Source organism: Pseudomonas sp. YA1, assembly GCF_058680555.1.
Genome location: NZ_JBZWBG010000007.1, coordinates 275,232 through 289,747 on the forward strand (window position 1 = coordinate 275,232; position 14,516 = coordinate 289,747).

Consider the following 14,516-nt stretch of genomic DNA (forward strand, 5'->3'; position numbering starts at 1 on the left):
TTAGACGGCGTGCAGCGCGATGCGCTCAAGGCCGATTTCCTGATCGCTGAGGTAGCAGCCGGGGTCTTCGCCCCAGAGTTCGCCGCCGGCCCAGGCGCGGGTGCGGGTGTTGCCGTTGCAGATGTCCAGCCAGCGGCATTGGCTGCAGCGCCCGCCCACCGGTCGCGGGCGCTGGCGCAGTTGCAGGAGCAGCGGGTCGGGGCGCTCGAACCAGAAGTCGGCGAAGCGCTGATGGCGGATGTTGCCGACGCTGTGGTGCCACCAGTAGCTGTCCGGATGCACCTCGCCGGTGTTGTCGATGTTGGCGATGCCTTCGCCCGAGGCGTTGCCGCCCCAGTCCAGCAGCAGCTCGCAGAGACGCGCCAGTTGCTGCGGGCGGCGGCGCTTGAGCCAGTCGAGGAGGAGGAGCGCGTCGGCGTCGTTGTTGCCGGTGACGAAGTCGCTGTCGCGCCCCTGCCGGATGTCCTCGTCGGCCCGTTCGAAGAGCAGCGCGAGGGCCTCGCGGGTGCGCCGGTGGTGGGCGTCGAGGGCGCGGCTGCGGCGGCCGCGGCCACTGTAGTTGAGGTGCGAGAGGTAGAACTTCTGCACGTCGAGTTCGCGCATCAGGTCGAGCAGTGCCGGTAGTTGCGCGGCGTTCTCCTCGGTCAGGGTGGTGCGCATGCCGACGCGGATATCCGCCTCGCGGCACAGGCGCATGGCCGCCAGCGCGGCGTCGAAGCTGCCCTGCTTCTGGCGGAAGCGGTCGTGGGTCTCGCGCAGGCCGTCGAGGCTGATGCCGACGTAGTCGAAGCGGGCCTCGGCGACGCGCTGGATGTTGCCTTCGTCGATCAGTGTACCGTTGCTCGACAGCGCCACGAACATCCCGGCCTGGCGCGCATGGGCGGCGATCTCGAAGAGGTCCGGGTGCATCAGCGGCTCGCCGCCGGAGAGGATCAGCACGCGCACTCCGGCGGCGCGCAGGTCGTCGATGCCGCGAAGGATTTCCGCGGTCTCCAGTTCGCCACGGAAGTCGCTGTCGGCGGAGGTGGAATAACAGTGCTTGCAGGTCAGGTTGCAGCGCCGCAGCAGGTTCCAGATCACCACCGGGGCGCGCCTGCCGCCGGCGCGGCGCGGCGCCGGCGCGTCCTCGGCGAGGCTGCGCAGGTAATGGCTGATCCTCAGCATGGACGTTCCTCCTTCTGCGCCAGGCGCAGGCCGGTCTTCTTCAGGATGCGGCTGCTCACCAGCATCTCGTCGGCGCGACAGTCCTCGCCGAGCAGCAGGCGGATCTGCTGGCGGTAGCCTTCGATCTCCGCTTCGCTGCGGCCGTGGACCATGGCGAACAGGTTGTAGCGCCACTGCGGCAGATGGCGCGGGCGCCGGTAGCAATGGCTGACGAAGGACAGCCCGCCGACCAGCCGGCCGAGGCGTTCGATGCGTTCGTCGGCGACGTCCCAGACGGTCATGCCGTTGTGCCGGTAGCCCAGGCGATAGTGGTTGGGCACCGCGGCGATACGCCGGATCACCCCGGCGTCGCGCAGGCGCTTCAGCAGCGCCAGGGTCTCCGCCTCGCTCAGCCGCAGTTGCGCGGCGATCCACGCCCAAGGGTCGGCGACCAGCGGCAGGCCGGCCTGGGTCAGTTCGATCAGGCGGCGGGCGAGCAGGGCGTCAGAGGGGGAAATGCAGGCCAACATGGTAGGTCGCCTCCTTGGGCAGGTCGAGTACCGCCAGCCCGCTCTCGCGCTCCAGCCGTGCGAGGGTCTCGGCGACCTCCGCCGGGCTGTCGCAGGCGACCACCAGCCACATGTTCAGGGCGTGCTCGCGACGGTAGTTGTGGGCGACCTGCGGCCAGCCGGCGAGCAGCGCGGCGATCTCTTCGAAACGCGCCTCCGGCACGCTCATGGCGGCCAGGGTGAAGGCACCGCCGAGGGGCTCGATGTCGAACAGCGGACCGAAGCGGGTCAGGGTGCCGTCGTCGAGCAGGTCGTCGAGGCGGCGCAGGATGTCTTCCTCGCGGCAATCCAGCTCGTCGGCGAGCAGCGCGTAGGGGTGCGGCTCCAGCGGCAGGCCGTGTTGCAGGCGGTTCAGCAGGCGCCGGTCGAACTCATCCATGGCGGCGCTCCAGGTCGGCCGGCGGCGCGGTGTAGCGGCCGCCGCACTGCTTGTAGGCGCGCAGGCTGAACAGCCAGCGGTGCGGTGTCTGGCGCAGGGTGTGGCGCTCCAGCAGGGCCTCGATCTGGCGTTCCACTTCGCCGCGCTCGCGGCCGTGGATCATGCAGAACAGGTTGTATGGCCACATCGGCAGGCGACGCGGGCGGCGGTAACAGAGCGAGACGATCGTTTCGTGGGCGAGGGCGCGGCCGACGGCGTCGACCTCCGCGTCGGCGACGTCCAGCACCAGCATGGCGTTGGCGGTATAGCCCAGGGCGCGGTGGTGGAGGATCACCCCGAAGCGGCGGAACAGGCCGTCTTCGTCCCAGCGGCGGACCTGTTCCAGCACTTCGTCTTCGCCGGCGCCGATGCGTTCGGCGAGCACCCGGTAGGGCCTGCTGGCCAGCGGCAGGCCCTGTTCCAGCAGGTAGCGCAGGTGTTGCCGCTGCGGCGCGGCGAGGGGTTCGACGGGGTTCATCGGCTGGCCTCCAGGGGAAACGCGAGGTCGATGCAGTAGGCTTCCTGCATCGGCAGGTCGAGGGGTTGCAGGCCGGTGTCGGCGGCGATCTCCGCCAGTACCCGGTCGAGTTGCGCGCGGTCGCCGGCGGTGAGCACGAACCACAGGTTGTAGCGGTGTTCGCGCTGGTAGTTGTGGTTGACCTCGGCGTACTGGCTGATGCGCTCGGCGACCCGTTGCAGACGCTCCTCGGGCACCGCCAGGGCAGCCAGGGTGCTGGCCCCGGCGCGTTGGTGGCGGAGCACCGGGCCGACCCGCGACAACGCGCCGTCGGCTTCCAGGCGACGCAGCCGTTCGAGCACCTCGGCTTCGCTGCAACCCAGGGTTTCGGCCATCCGCCGATAGGGTTCCGCGCAGATCGGCAGGCCTTTCTGGTAGCGGGCGAGGAGGCGGCGGGAGAGGTCGTCCATGGTGCCTCCTAGAGTCCGATGTGCTGGGCGCGGTGGCTGAAGAAGATGCCGCTCGGGCTGCGGGCCGGAAGGCTGCCGATGCGCTCCAGGCGGTACGGGTCCCAGACCTGCAACTGGTCGGCGTCGCGCACCGAGATCCAGACCTGGTCGCCGCGCCCGCTGAATTCCATGTGCAGCACGCCGGGGCCAGGGCGTAGGGTCTCGATCACCTGGTGGGTCTCGCTGTCGATGACCTGCACCTTGTCGTTGTCCGGATAGGCGAAGTTGACCCAGACCTGCCGGTCGTCCGGTCGAGTCATGACGAACACCGGCTGGCCGGCGACGTCGATGGCGTCGGTCTGCTTCCAGTCGCGCGCGTCGAGCACCAGCACCTGGTGATGGCCGACCGCCGGGACGAAGGCCTGGTCGCTGGCGATGGTCCAGCCCTCCAGGTGCGGCATCTTGTACACCGGCAGCTTGCGTTGGCCGCGGCCGTAGTCGCCGAGTACGCGCCTGACGCCGCGCTCCGGGTGCCAGAGGTCGAGCTGGGCCATGCCGTCCTCGCCGAACAGGCCGGCCATGTAGTAGCGCCCGTCGGGGCTGATGAGGGCGTCGTAGGGTTGCTTGCCGATATCGCGGAAGCGGGTCAGGCGCGGCGTGTCGCCCTGGCTGAAGTCGGCGATCCAGATCTCGCCGCTGTCGAACAGGCTGAACACGAAGCGCTGCCCCGGCGCGTCGACCAGGCCGACCACCCGGGAGTTCCTGTCCTGGCCGGGGAGGCGGGTGGCGGGAATCTCGGCGACCAGCTCCAGGGTGCGGCTGTCGAACACCTTGACCCCGCCCGGCTCGTAGTTGGATACCGCGACCAGCCGACCGTCCTGGCTGATCGCTCCGCCGATGCTGTTGCCGCCCTGGATCAGGCGCTTGTCGATGCGCTGGGCCAGCAGGTCGAGCTTGGTCAGGCCGCCGTCGCGCCCGAACACGTAGGCGTAGCGCTGGTCGCGGGAGAACACCAGGGAGGCGTGGGACAGGTCGCCGAGGCCTTCGACCCGCGCCAGCGAGGTCTTCGCCGTGCCGTCGAGGATCTGCACGCTGCCGTCGGCGCGTTCGATCAGCACGCCGAGGTCGCCGCTGCCGCGCAAGGGCGGCTGCTGGCTACAGCCGGCGAGCAGGGCGAGGAAAAGCGGCGCGAGGGGACGCAGGTTCATGGGGCGATCTCTCCTTCGATCAGGCGGTCCACCAGCCAGCCGGCGTCGTCTTCGCTGAGCAGGCCGGCCCAGGGGGGCATCGGGGTTTGCGGACGGCCCATGAGCACGGTGGCGACCAGCGATTCGCGCGGCTTGCCGCGCAGGGCCTCGGGGGTCAGCGCCGGGCCGAGGCCGCCGGTCAGGCGCAGGCCGTGGCAAGAGCCGCAGTCCTGCAACAGCAGGTGACGCAACTGGGCCTGGCGACGGGCATCGGGATGCTCGTCGGCCAGGCCCGGAAGAGGACAGGCGAACGTCAGCGCGAGGGCCAGCCACAAGGCGTGGCTGGCGGCGCGCCGGAAGTCCGGAGGGGCGTTCATTTCTGCGACAGGACCCACTTCGCCAGGGTCTGCGCCTCGTCGTCGCTGACCGCGTTCGGCGGCATCGGGATCGGGCCCCAGACGCCCTGGCTGCCGTTCTTGATCCGCTGCGCGAGTTCCGCTTCGGCGCCGGCCTGGCCGGCGAACTTGGCGGCGACGTCCTTGTAGGCCGGGCCGACCATCTTGGTGTCGATGGCATGGCAGGCCACGCAGCCCTTGTTCTTGAACAGCACTTCGGGGTCTTCGGCCCAGGCGCCCTGGGCGAGCAGGGTGCCGGCGGCGAGCAGCGAAAGCAGTGCGTACGGTTTCATCACGGTTCCTCGTAGGGGGGAGCGTGCGGGGCGTGCCCCGCACGCGGGTCTCAGTACACGTCGTGCTGGGTGTTGTAGACGTTGAACTTGCCGGTCGGGGTGATCAGCCGCGGGTCCTTGACCACGGCCTTGAGCTTCAGGGTCTTGTCGTCCACCACCACCAGCGCGGAGCTGTCGTTCTTGCCGTTCCACACCGAGAACCAGACTTCATCGCCGCGCTTGTTGTACTCGGGCTGCACCACCCGCTTGGCGCCTTCGCCGAGATCGGCCCATTCGGCGATCGGCAGCACCTGGTACTTGGCGTCGAGGTTCTTCAGGTCGAACACCGCGACGCTCTGGCTGATCCTGGCGTCGGGGTTGAAGGTGGTGTCGACGTAGAGGTGCGAGGACTTCGGATGGGTCTTGATGAACAGCGAGCCGCCGCCCTGGCCCTGTAGCTCGGCGACTTTCTTCCAGGCGTACTGCGGATGGTTCTTCGGATCGGTGCCGATCAGCGAGATGCTGCCGTCGCCCAGGTGGCTGGTGCTCCACACCGGGCCGTACTTGGGATGCACGAAGTTGGCGCCACGCCCCGGGTGCGGGGTCTTGCCGACGTCGACCAGGGCTGACAGGCGACGGTCCTTGGAGTCGATCACGGCAACCTTGTTGGAGTTGTTGGCGGCGGTCATGAAGTAGCGGTGGCTGCTGTCCCAGCCGCCGTCGTGGAGGAACGGTGCCGCACCGATGCTGGTGATGGTGAGGTTGTCGATGTCCTTGTAGTTGACCAGCAGGACCTTGCCGGTCTCCTTCACGTTGACGATGAACTCGGGGTGCTCGTGGGAGGCGATGATCGCCGCCACGCGCGGTTCCGGGTGGTAGGTCTGGGTGTCTACGGTCATGCCGCGGGTGGAGACGATCTGCTTCGGTTCCAGGGTCTCGCCGTCCATGATCGCGAACTGCGGCGGCCAGTAGGCGCCGGCGATGGTGTAGCGGTCCTCGTAGCCCTTGAACTTGGAGCTTTCCACCGAGCGCGCCTCGATGCCGATCTTGATCTCGGCGACCTTGGTCGGCTCCTTGGTCCACAGGTCGATCATGTCGATCCGCGCGTCGCGGCCGATCACCAGCAGGTAGCGGCCGGAAGCGGACATCCGCGAGATGTGCACGGCATAGCCGGTATCGATGACCTTGACGATCTTCTTGCTGTCGCCGTCGACCAGGGCGATCTGCCCGGCGTCGCGCAGGGTCACCGAGAACAGGTTGGGCAGGTCGAGGTCGTTGAGCTGTTTCTTCGGCCGGTCCTCCGGCTTCACCAGCACCTTCCACGATTCGCGCATCTCCTGCATGCCCCACTCCGGCGGTTGCGGCGGGGTGTGCTGGATGTACTTGGCCATCAGGGTGATCTGTTCCTTGCTCAGCTCGCCGGAGCTGCCCCAGTTCGGCATGCCCAGCGGGGTGCCGTAGGTGATCAGCGCTTCCAGGTATTGCTGGCCGCGTTGCTGGGTGATGTCCGGGGTCAGCGGCTTGCCGGTGGCGCCCTTGCGCAGGACGCCGTGGCAACCGGCGCAGCGTTGGAAGTAGATCTGCTTGGCCTCGTTGAACTCGCTTTCACTCATGTCGGGGGCACCGTTGGTGCGCACCACGTGAGCGGGATCGACGGCGGAAGCGGCACCCTGGTATTGCTCGGCGGCTTTCATGTCGTCCTTGGCGTGAGCGGTGGCCAGGCCCAGCAGCGTCAGCGAGGCGAGCAAGGTGCCCACCAGTGGCTTGCCAAATGGCATGGTCTATCTCCTCAGGAGCCCTGCGAGGCGCTCCCTTAGCAGTGTTTTGGGGGTGGCTGCGTCGGGAACTCCCGGGAATTCATGGCGCGAAAGGATCATAGAAAGCAGGGTCTTTACCCTTGCTTGACCGGAATCAAGATTGCGTTGCTTTGCGCTTGTGGCACCTTCCAACTGTGAATAGCGTGCGGTCCTAATCCCTAGCGCAGGAGTAGGACATGCGGGACGCGACACCCTTCTACGAGGCCACCGGCCATGAGATCGAAGTCTTCGAGCGCGCCTGGCGGCACGGCCTGCCGGTATTGCTCAAGGGCCCCACCGGTTGCGGCAAGACCCGCTTCGTCCAGTACATGGCGCGGCGCCTGGAACTGCCGCTGTACAGCGTCGCCTGCCACGACGACCTGGGCGCCGCCGACCTGCTCGGCCGCCATCTGATCGGCGCCGACGGCACCTGGTGGCAGGACGGCCCGCTGACCCGCGCAGTGCGCGAAGGCGGTATCTGCTACCTGGACGAAGTGGTGGAGGCGCGCCAGGACACCACGGTCGCCATCCACCCGCTGGCCGACGACCGCCGCGAGCTGTACCTGGAGCGCACCGGCGAGACGTTGCAGGCGCCGCCTTCGTTCATGCTGGTGGTGTCCTACAACCCCGGCTACCAGAACCTGCTCAAGGGCCTGAAGCCCAGCACCCGGCAGCGTTTCGTCGCGTTGCGCTTCGACTACCCGGCGGCGCAGCAGGAGGCACGCATCCTGGTCGGCGAAAGCGGTTGCGCCGAGGCCCTGGCGCAGCGCCTGGTGCAGTTGGGCCAGGCGCTGCGGCGGCTGGAGCAGCACGACCTGGAGGAAGTCGCCTCGACCCGCCTGCTGATCTTCGCCGCGCGCCTCATCGGCGACGGCATGGACCCGCGCGAGGCGTGCCGGGTGGCGCTGGCCGAACCGCTCTCGGACGACCCGGCGACGGTGGCGGCGCTGATGGACATCGTCGATCTCCATGTCGCCTGATACCGTCGAGCGGCGCCTGCCCGGCGACCTGGCGATGTGGTTCTTCATCCTCGCCGAACTCAGCGTGTTCAGCCTGCTGCTGCTGGCGTTCGCCGGCGCCCAGGCCTGGCAGCCGGAGCTGTTCCGTGCCGGCCGGGAGCAACTGGATAGCCGCTGGGGCCTGTTGCTGACCGTGGCCCTGCTCAGCTCCGGCTGGCTCGCCGCGCTGGCGGTGCACGCGGTGCGCCGCGGACGGCCGCGCCAGGCGAGCGGCTGGTTGCTGGCGGCGCTGCTGCTGGCGCTGGTCTATGTCGGCCTGAAGTTGCACGAGTACGGGCGGCTCGCCGACCTCGGCCTGGACATCGAACACGACACTTTCTTCACCCTCTACTGGTGCCTGACCGGCTTCCATTTCCTCCACGTCCTGCTCGGCCTGCTGATCCTCGGCTGGCTGGCGCAGGCCTGCTGGCGCTGGTGTTATACGCCGCAGGCTTGCTCGGGACTGGAGTCGGGAGTGCTCTACTGGCACATGGTCGACCTGGTCTGGGTGCTGCTGTTCCCGCTGGTCTACGTCCTGCAATGAGGTGCCGATGCGAACCCTGACCCTCTGCTGGCTGGCGTTGCTGGCGCTGGCCGTGGCCGGCGTGCTGCTGGGCGGCGCCGGCGACTCTCCCTGGCTGCTGGCGGCGGTGCTGGCCTGCGCGGTGGCCAAGGGCTGGCTGATCGGCGAGCGCTTCATGGAGCTGGCCCATGCCCCGGCGCTATGGCGCCGCCTGCTGCTGGCCTGGCCGCTGCTGATGGCCCTGGCGGTGGGCGCTGCGCTGTACCTGGCGCGGATGAATAACTGAGTAAATCGTTCGGGAATCTTGATTGCCATCAAGCGGGTTCGCCGCCGCCGCTTCCTAGAATCGCCGCACCACCCATTCCAGGAGGCCGCATGTCCGAGACTTTTACCAAAGGCATGGCCAGGAACATCTATTTCGGCGGGAGTGTGTTCTTCATCCTGCTGTTCCTGGCCCTGACCTACCACACCGAGAAGACCCTGCCCGAGCGCACCAACGAGGCCGCGATGAGCGCCGCGGTGGTGCGCGGCAAGCTGGTCTGGGAGCAGAACAACTGCGTCGGCTGCCACACCCTGCTCGGGGAGGGCGCCTACTTCGCGCCGGAGCTGGGCAACGTGGTCGGACGCCGTGGCGGCGAGGAGGGCTTCAACACCTTCCTCCAGGCCTGGATGAAGATCCAGCCGCTGAACGTGCCGGGCCGCCGCGCCATGCCGCAGTTCCATCTCAGCGAGGGCCAGGTCGACGACCTGGCCGAGTTCCTCAAGTGGAGCTCGAAGATCGATACCAACCAATGGCCGCCGAACAAGGAGGGTTGATGATGTCGCCCAATGGCTCCCTGAAATTCGCCTCGCAGGCGGTCGCCAAACCCTACTTCGTGTTCGCCCTGATCCTCTTCGTCGGGCAGATCCTGTTCGGCCTGATCATGGGCCTGCAGTACGTGATCGGCGACTTCCTGTTCCCGGCGATCCCCTTCAACGTCGCGCGCATGGTGCACACCAACCTGCTGATCGTCTGGCTGCTGTTCGGCTTCATGGGCGCTGCCTACTACCTGGTGCCGGAGGAGAGCGACTGCGAGCTGTACAGCCCGAAGCTGGCCTGGATCCTGTTCTGGGTATTCGCCGCCGCCGGCGTGCTGACCATCCTCGGCTACCTGCTGGTGCCCTACGCCGGCCTGGCCAGGCTCACCGGCAACGAACTGTGGCCGACCATGGGCCGCGAGTTCCTCGAACAGCCGACCATCAGCAAGGCGGGCATCGTGATCGTCGCCCTGGGCTTCCTGTTCAACGTCGGCATGACCGTGCTGCGCGGGCGCAAGACCGCCATCAGCATGGTCCTGATGACCGGCCTGATCGGCCTCGCCCTGCTGTTCCTGTTCTCCTTCTACAACCCGGAAAACCTCACCCGCGACAAGTTCTACTGGTGGTGGGTGGTGCACCTGTGGGTGGAAGGCGTGTGGGAACTGATCATGGGTGCGATCCTCGCCTTCGTGCTGGTGAAGATCACCGGGGTCGACCGCGAGGTGATCGAGAAGTGGCTCTACGTGATCATCGCCATGGCGCTGATCAGCGGCATCATCGGCACCGGCCACCACTACTTCTGGATCGGCGTGCCCGGCTACTGGCTGTGGCTCGGCTCGGTATTCTCGGCGCTGGAGCCGCTGCCGTTCTTCGCCATGGTGCTGTTCGCCTTCAACACCATCAACCGCCGCCGCCGCGACTATCCGAACCGCGCGGTCGCGCTGTGGGCCATGGGCACCACGGTGATGGCCTTCCTCGGCGCGGGAGTGTGGGGCTTCATGCATACCCTGGCGCCGGTCAACTACTACACCCACGGCACCCAGCTCACCGCCGCCCACGGCCACATGGCCTTCTATGGCGCCTACGCGATGATCGTGATGACCATCATCTCCTACGCCATGCCGCGCCTGCGCGGGATCGGCGAGGCGATGGACAACCGCTCGCAGGTCCTGGAGATGTGGGGCTTCTGGCTGATGACCGTGGCGATGGTGTTCATCACCCTGTTCCTCTCCGCGGCCGGGGTGCTGCAGGTCTGGCTGCAACGGATGCCGGCGGACGGCGCGGCGATGACCTTCATGGCCACCCAGGACCAGCTGGCGATCTTCTACTGGCTGCGCGAAGGCGCCGGGGTGGTGTTCCTCATCGGCCTGGTCGCCTACCTGCTGAGCTTCCGGCGCGGCAAGGCGGCCGCCTGAGATGGCCTTCGCCGTCGAGCTGGAGGAATGGGTCGGCGCCCACTGGCACCGCTTCATCACCCGCCATGCCAGCGGCGAGTTCGAGGCGGCGCGGGTGACCTTGGAGAGCATGCGGCGTCCGCTCGGTATGCTCTTCCGGGCGCTCGGCGGTGCACCGGGGGTAGCCCTCGAGGCGACCCCGGCGCGCCGCCTGCTGCTACGCAGCACCTGGTTGCAGCGGGTCGCCGGGACCTGCGAGCAGGCCCCGGTGTCCTGGTTCAACGGCGACAGCCTGCGCCTGCCGGAGTCCCTCGCGGTCTATCCGCAGGCCGAGCTGAACCGCGAACTGTATCGCTGGCTGGCGCTGCTGGCGGCCAGCGCCGGGCCGCTGCGGCACTGGGCGCAGGACAACCAGCGCTGGGCGCGGCAGTTGCTCGACGCCTATCCGGCGCTGCGCCCGCGCTACGCCCGGCTGGTCGCCGCGCATCTGCGCCAGCGCCCGTCGCTGGACGATTGCCCGGCGGCAGACGCCGAACTGGAAATCGCCCTGCGCCGCGCGCTTGCCGAGCCGGGCAGCGTCGAGCGCTTCCCGCGAGTCGAGCGGGCGCCCTGGCCGGTGCCGCTGTGGCTGTATCCCGGCGAGCGCTGGACGCCTTCCGCCAGCGCGGAGGACGGCGAGGAAGCGGCCGCAGGCGCCGGCAAGCGCCAGGTCGCCCGCAGCGGAGCGCGCAAGCGCGCCGAGCGCGTCGAGGAACGCGACAGCGAACGCAACCTGCTGCTGTTCCGCCTGGAAAGCCTGCTCAGTTGGTCGGAGCACCTGGCCCTGGACCGCTGTAGCGACGACGAGGACGACCCGGACGGCGCGCGCGTCGCCGAAGACCTCGACTACCTGTCGCTGTCGCGCCAGCGCACGCAGAAGGGCGGCGGCCTGCGCCTTGACCTCGACCTGCCGGCCGCCGACTACGACGACCTGCCGCTCGGCCCCGGGCTGAAGCTGCCCGAGTGGGACTATCGGCAGCAGCGCCTGCTGAGCGACCACGTGCTGCTGCAACCGATGCGGCCGCGCGGCGCGACCCGCGCCAGCCTGCCGGCGCACCTGGAGAAGACCGCGCTGCATCTGCGCCGCCAGTTCGCCTGCCTGCGCGACGGCCGCCAACGCCTGCGCCAGCAGCCGCAGGGCGACGAGATCGACCTCGATGCCTGGCTCGACTTCCAGGTCGAGCGGCGGCGCGGCGGTTCCACCCAGCCAGGCCTGTTCCTCGAACAGCGGCCGCGCCGGCGCGACCTCGCCTGCCTGTTGCTGGCGGACCTGTCGATGTCCACCGAAGCCTACCTCGACGACCAGCGGCGAGTGATCGACAGCATCGTCGACAGCCTGCTGCTGTTCGGCGAAGCGTTGCAGGCGCTGGGCGACCCCTTCGCGCTGTACGGATTTTCCTCGGTGCGCCGGCAGCAGGTGCGCTGGCAGGTGCTGAAGGACTTCGACGAAGGCTACGGCGGCGAGGTCCGCGGTCGCGTGCTGGCGCTCTCGCCGGGCTACTACACGCGGATGGGCGCGGCGATCCGCCGGGCCAGCCAGGTGCTCGGCGGGCAGCCGCAGAAGCGTCGCCTGCTGTTGCTGTTGAGCGACGGCAAGCCCAACGACCTGGACCGCTACGAGGGCCGCTACGGCATCGAGGACACCCGCCAGGCGGTGATCGAGGCGCGCAGCCAGGGACTGGTGCCGTTCTGCATCACCATCGACAAGGAGGCGGCGGACTACCTGCCCTACCTGTTCGGCGCCGACGGCTTCGCGCTGGTCGAGCGCGCCGGGCAGTTGCCCGAGCGCCTGCTCCAGCTCTATCGGCGCCTGCGCCGCTGAGAGGCCTCAGGGAACATCGCGCGGCAGCCAGAGCATCATGCCCAGGCAGAACAGCGCCAGCCCGACGCAGAACCAGGCGAAGCGCTGCTGCCGGCGACCCTGGAGCTGGCGCTGGGAAGCGCTGGGCAGTGGCATGCCGCACTGTTCGCAGGCGCTTTCCGCGCCTTCGGTTTCATGGAGGCAATACAGGCATTGGCGCATGGGCGTTCTCGCGGGCTCGACCCCGCCAGCTTGCCGGTGGACGGGCCGTGGCGCGCTTGACCGCGATCAAGCGGCGGCGCTGTTCACTCGAAGCACTCCAGGCGTTCGCGGTCGAGGATGCTGATTTCGCGGCCGTCGAGGCGGATGATGCCCTCGTCGCCGAGGCGGTGCATGATCCGCGAGAAGGTTTCCGGCTGGATCGACAGGTGACCGGCCACCAGTTGCTTGGCCACCGGGATTTCCACCCGGCAGTTCTCCCCCGGCGCGTGGGCGGCGAGGGTCAGCAGGTAGCGCACCACGCGGTGGGTGGCGTTCTTCAGGGAAAGCGTCTCGATCTCGTCGATGCGCTGGTGCAGGCGGGTGCTGAGCTTGGCCAGCAGGGCCAGGGCCAACGGGGTGTTGTCCTGCAACTGGCGCAGGTAGGCCTTGTTGGAGAAACGGAACAGCTGGCTGGGCACCACGGCCTGGGCGGTGGCCACGTAGTTCGGGGTGTCCATGAACATCATCGCCTCGGCGAAGGTGTTGCGTTCGTTGGTTACTTCGAGAATCTTCTCCTGGCCTTCCGGGGTCAGCCGGTAGATCTTCACGCAGCCGGAAATCAGGTAGTAGAAGGCGTGCGCCGGCTCGCCCTGGCGGAACACGTAGGCGCCCTTGTCGAGGTTGACCAGGTCGCTGCTGGCGAGCAGTTCCTGGAGCTGGACGGGAGAAAGCGGTTCGAACAGGTGGTGGCTTTGCAGCAACTGCTGGTGGACGCGCTGGAATTCCATGCTGGGAAGGCTCGCGATGATGAGGGGACTGCCCACTGTAGCGGGCCCGGCGCAGGTCATCTTGATGCACGGCAAGCTCGCGGCGGGTGGGCGCTGCCGTCGGTCCGGCGAGCGGAACTATTACAGCGTGTAAGCCAAGGCTTACAAACGGCGGTGGTTTTGGCTGCTTTCTCCCCCTCGCGGAGATGCGTAATCTTCAAACCGTCAGGACATTGCGCAGGAAGCGCCAAAGACAATACGGAAACCAAGGGAATCCACCATGGATGGTGGCGTAGCACGGATGTCAGGATAGAGGTCTGCAAAACCCCGCCCAAAAGGCGGGGTTTTTTATTGCCCGAGGAAAACCGCGTCGCTCAGATCACGCCTTCCAGCAGCGAACGCAGCAGCTCGACGCTGGCGTGCTGGCGCTGCGCGTCGCGGTAGACCAGGCCGACCTTCAGCGGGATGCGCGGTTCGCTGAGCGGTTTCCACAGCAGCCGCTGGTTCGAGTGCATCTGCCGTGCCTTGCCCGGTAGAACGGTGGCGAAGCGGGTCTGCGGCAGGCTGTCGAGAATCCCGCTCATGTGGTTCAGTTCCGCCTGCACCCGCGGCCGCCGGCCGATCGCGGCGAGTTGCTCCTGCCAGATCTGGCGCGCGCGGAACTCTTCGCCGAGCAGCAGCATCGGCAACTCCGCGGCCTGGGCCAGGGACACCTTTCTGAACTCCTTCAACGGGTGTTCCTCGGGGATCACCAGCTGCAATTCGTCCTCGTACAGCTCGACGCTGTGCAAGCCCGGCTGGCGCGGCGGCAGGAAGCCGATGCCGATATCCAGGTTGCCGGTGAGCAGGCGCCGCTCGATGTCGATTCCCGACAGTTCGTAGATCTGCACCCGCAGATGCGGCTGCGCGGCGTGCAGGCGTTCGACCATGTACGGCACCAGGCTGGCGTTGACCGTCTGCAGCACGCCGATCGCCAGGCTGCGCGGGGTCTGTCCGCGGAATACGCGCATCGCCTCGCGGGCCCTTTCCAATCCCTCCAGCAGCGGTACCGCATGGTTGTACAGGGTGTGGGCGGCGACGGTCGGCAGCAGGCGCTTGCCGCTGCGCTGGAACAGCGAGACGTCGAGGTTCTGCTCCAACTGGCGGATCTGCTGCGAGAGGGCCGGTTGCGACAGGGCCAGGCGTTCGGCGGCGCGGCCGACGTGGCCTTCCTCGTAGAGCGCGACGAAATAGCGGAGTTGGCGAAAATCCATAAGCTGTTCTTATCGATGAAACTGGAAAATCGAAATGGAGTGGGTCCCGCGTGTGG

18 protein-coding genes are annotated in these 14,516 nt (G+C 68.0%); 6 read left to right on the forward strand and 12 right to left on the reverse strand.

What is annotated here, in order from left to right; all coding sequences use genetic code 11:
• The 9 genes from nirJ to nirS are packed head-to-tail and all read right to left on the reverse strand — an operon-like array spanning nt 1 to nt 6,668.
• Nucleotides 1-1,164: a heme d1 biosynthesis radical SAM protein NirJ gene (gene nirJ, locus AC4OR5_RS12315; RefSeq protein WP_031639724.1), complete on the reverse strand. Its 1,164-nt coding sequence runs from the start codon at nt 1,162-1,164 to the stop codon at nt 1-3.
• Complete coding sequence (gene ahbB / locus AC4OR5_RS12320; RefSeq protein WP_023107670.1) at nt 1,158-1,673, reverse strand: siroheme decarboxylase subunit beta; 516 nt, start codon at nt 1,671-1,673, stop codon at nt 1,158-1,160. The genes nirJ and ahbB (AC4OR5_RS12320) overlap by 7 nt, the downstream gene beginning before the upstream one ends.
• A complete protein-coding gene (locus AC4OR5_RS12325; RefSeq protein WP_004352179.1) occupies nt 1,648-2,091 on the reverse strand; it encodes an Lrp/AsnC family transcriptional regulator in 444 nt (147 codons plus the stop codon). Before AC4OR5_RS12325 ends, ahbB (AC4OR5_RS12320) begins: the two co-directional genes overlap by 26 nt.
• Nucleotides 2,084-2,608, reverse strand: coding sequence for a siroheme decarboxylase subunit beta (ahbB, locus tag AC4OR5_RS12330; RefSeq protein ID WP_058160924.1), 525 nt, complete (start codon nt 2,606-2,608; stop codon nt 2,084-2,086). Before ahbB (AC4OR5_RS12330) ends, AC4OR5_RS12325 begins: the two co-directional genes overlap by 8 nt.
• Nucleotides 2,605-3,057: an AsnC family transcriptional regulator gene (locus AC4OR5_RS12335; protein ID WP_003084864.1), complete on the reverse strand. Its 453-nt coding sequence runs from the start codon at nt 3,055-3,057 to the stop codon at nt 2,605-2,607. Before AC4OR5_RS12335 ends, ahbB (AC4OR5_RS12330) begins: the two co-directional genes overlap by 4 nt.
• A gap of 8 nt (nt 3,058-3,065) precedes the next feature.
• Nucleotides 3,066-4,244: a heme d1 biosynthesis protein NirF gene (gene nirF / locus AC4OR5_RS12340; RefSeq protein ID WP_058152870.1), complete on the reverse strand. Its 1,179-nt coding sequence runs from the start codon at nt 4,242-4,244 to the stop codon at nt 3,066-3,068.
• On the reverse strand, nt 4,241-4,600 hold the full coding sequence (nirC, locus tag AC4OR5_RS12345; protein ID WP_003084870.1) for a cytochrome c55X: 360 nt from the start codon (nt 4,598-4,600) through the stop codon (nt 4,241-4,243). The genes nirF and nirC overlap by 4 nt, the downstream gene beginning before the upstream one ends.
• Entirely contained in the window at nt 4,597-4,911 is a 315-nt protein-coding gene (nirM, locus tag AC4OR5_RS12350; RefSeq protein WP_003129143.1) for a cytochrome C-551, read from the reverse strand. Before nirM ends, nirC begins: the two co-directional genes overlap by 4 nt.
• Nucleotides 4,912-4,961: 50 nt before the next feature.
• Complete coding sequence (nirS, locus tag AC4OR5_RS12355; RefSeq protein WP_058160925.1) at nt 4,962-6,668, reverse strand: nitrite reductase; 1,707 nt, start codon at nt 6,666-6,668, stop codon at nt 4,962-4,964.
• Nucleotides 6,669-6,883: 215 nt separating this feature from the next.
• Here nirS and nirQ point away from each other — a divergent pair, with 215 nt between their 5' ends.
• From nirQ to AC4OR5_RS12385, 6 genes are all read left to right on the forward strand, one after another.
• On the forward strand, nt 6,884-7,666 hold the full coding sequence (gene nirQ, locus AC4OR5_RS12360) for a transcriptional regulator NirQ (RefSeq protein WP_003084875.1): 783 nt from the start codon (nt 6,884-6,886) through the stop codon (nt 7,664-7,666).
• A 34-nt stretch (nt 7,667-7,700) separates the two neighbouring features.
• A complete protein-coding gene (locus AC4OR5_RS12365; protein WP_079992452.1) occupies nt 7,701-8,228 on the forward strand; it encodes a cytochrome c oxidase subunit 3 in 528 nt (175 codons plus the stop codon).
• 7 nt (nt 8,229-8,235) lie between these two features.
• Nucleotides 8,236-8,493 (forward strand): cytochrome C oxidase subunit IV family protein, encoded by a 258-nt coding sequence (locus AC4OR5_RS12370; protein WP_003084879.1) that lies wholly within the window; start codon nt 8,236-8,238, stop codon nt 8,491-8,493.
• 89 nt (nt 8,494-8,582) lie between these two features.
• A complete protein-coding gene (gene norC, locus AC4OR5_RS12375) occupies nt 8,583-9,023 on the forward strand; it encodes a nitric oxide reductase subunit NorC (protein ID WP_003084881.1) in 441 nt (146 codons plus the stop codon).
• Complete coding sequence (norB, locus tag AC4OR5_RS12380; protein WP_491952831.1) at nt 9,023-10,420, forward strand: nitric-oxide reductase subunit NorB; 1,398 nt, start codon at nt 9,023-9,025, stop codon at nt 10,418-10,420. The genes norC and norB overlap by 1 nt, the downstream gene beginning before the upstream one ends.
• Nucleotide 10,421: 1 nt before the next feature.
• Nucleotides 10,422-12,260, forward strand: coding sequence for a nitric oxide reductase activation protein NorD (locus tag AC4OR5_RS12385; RefSeq protein WP_491952832.1), 1,839 nt, complete (start codon nt 10,422-10,424; stop codon nt 12,258-12,260).
• Between the two features lie 6 nt (nt 12,261-12,266).
• Here the strand turns inward: AC4OR5_RS12385 and AC4OR5_RS12390 are convergent, their stop codons facing one another.
• The 3 genes from AC4OR5_RS12390 to AC4OR5_RS12400 form a co-directional block, all read right to left on the reverse strand.
• Nucleotides 12,267-12,461: a hypothetical protein gene (locus tag AC4OR5_RS12390; protein WP_058160929.1), complete on the reverse strand. Its 195-nt coding sequence runs from the start codon at nt 12,459-12,461 to the stop codon at nt 12,267-12,269.
• Nucleotides 12,462-12,544: 83 nt separating this feature from the next.
• On the reverse strand, nt 12,545-13,228 hold the full coding sequence (dnr, locus tag AC4OR5_RS12395; RefSeq protein WP_003084891.1) for a transcriptional regulator Dnr: 684 nt from the start codon (nt 13,226-13,228) through the stop codon (nt 12,545-12,547).
• Between the two features lie 353 nt (nt 13,229-13,581).
• Complete coding sequence (locus tag AC4OR5_RS12400; RefSeq protein WP_010793510.1) at nt 13,582-14,460, reverse strand: LysR family transcriptional regulator; 879 nt, start codon at nt 14,458-14,460, stop codon at nt 13,582-13,584.
• Between the last annotated feature and the right edge of the window lie 56 nt (nt 14,461-14,516).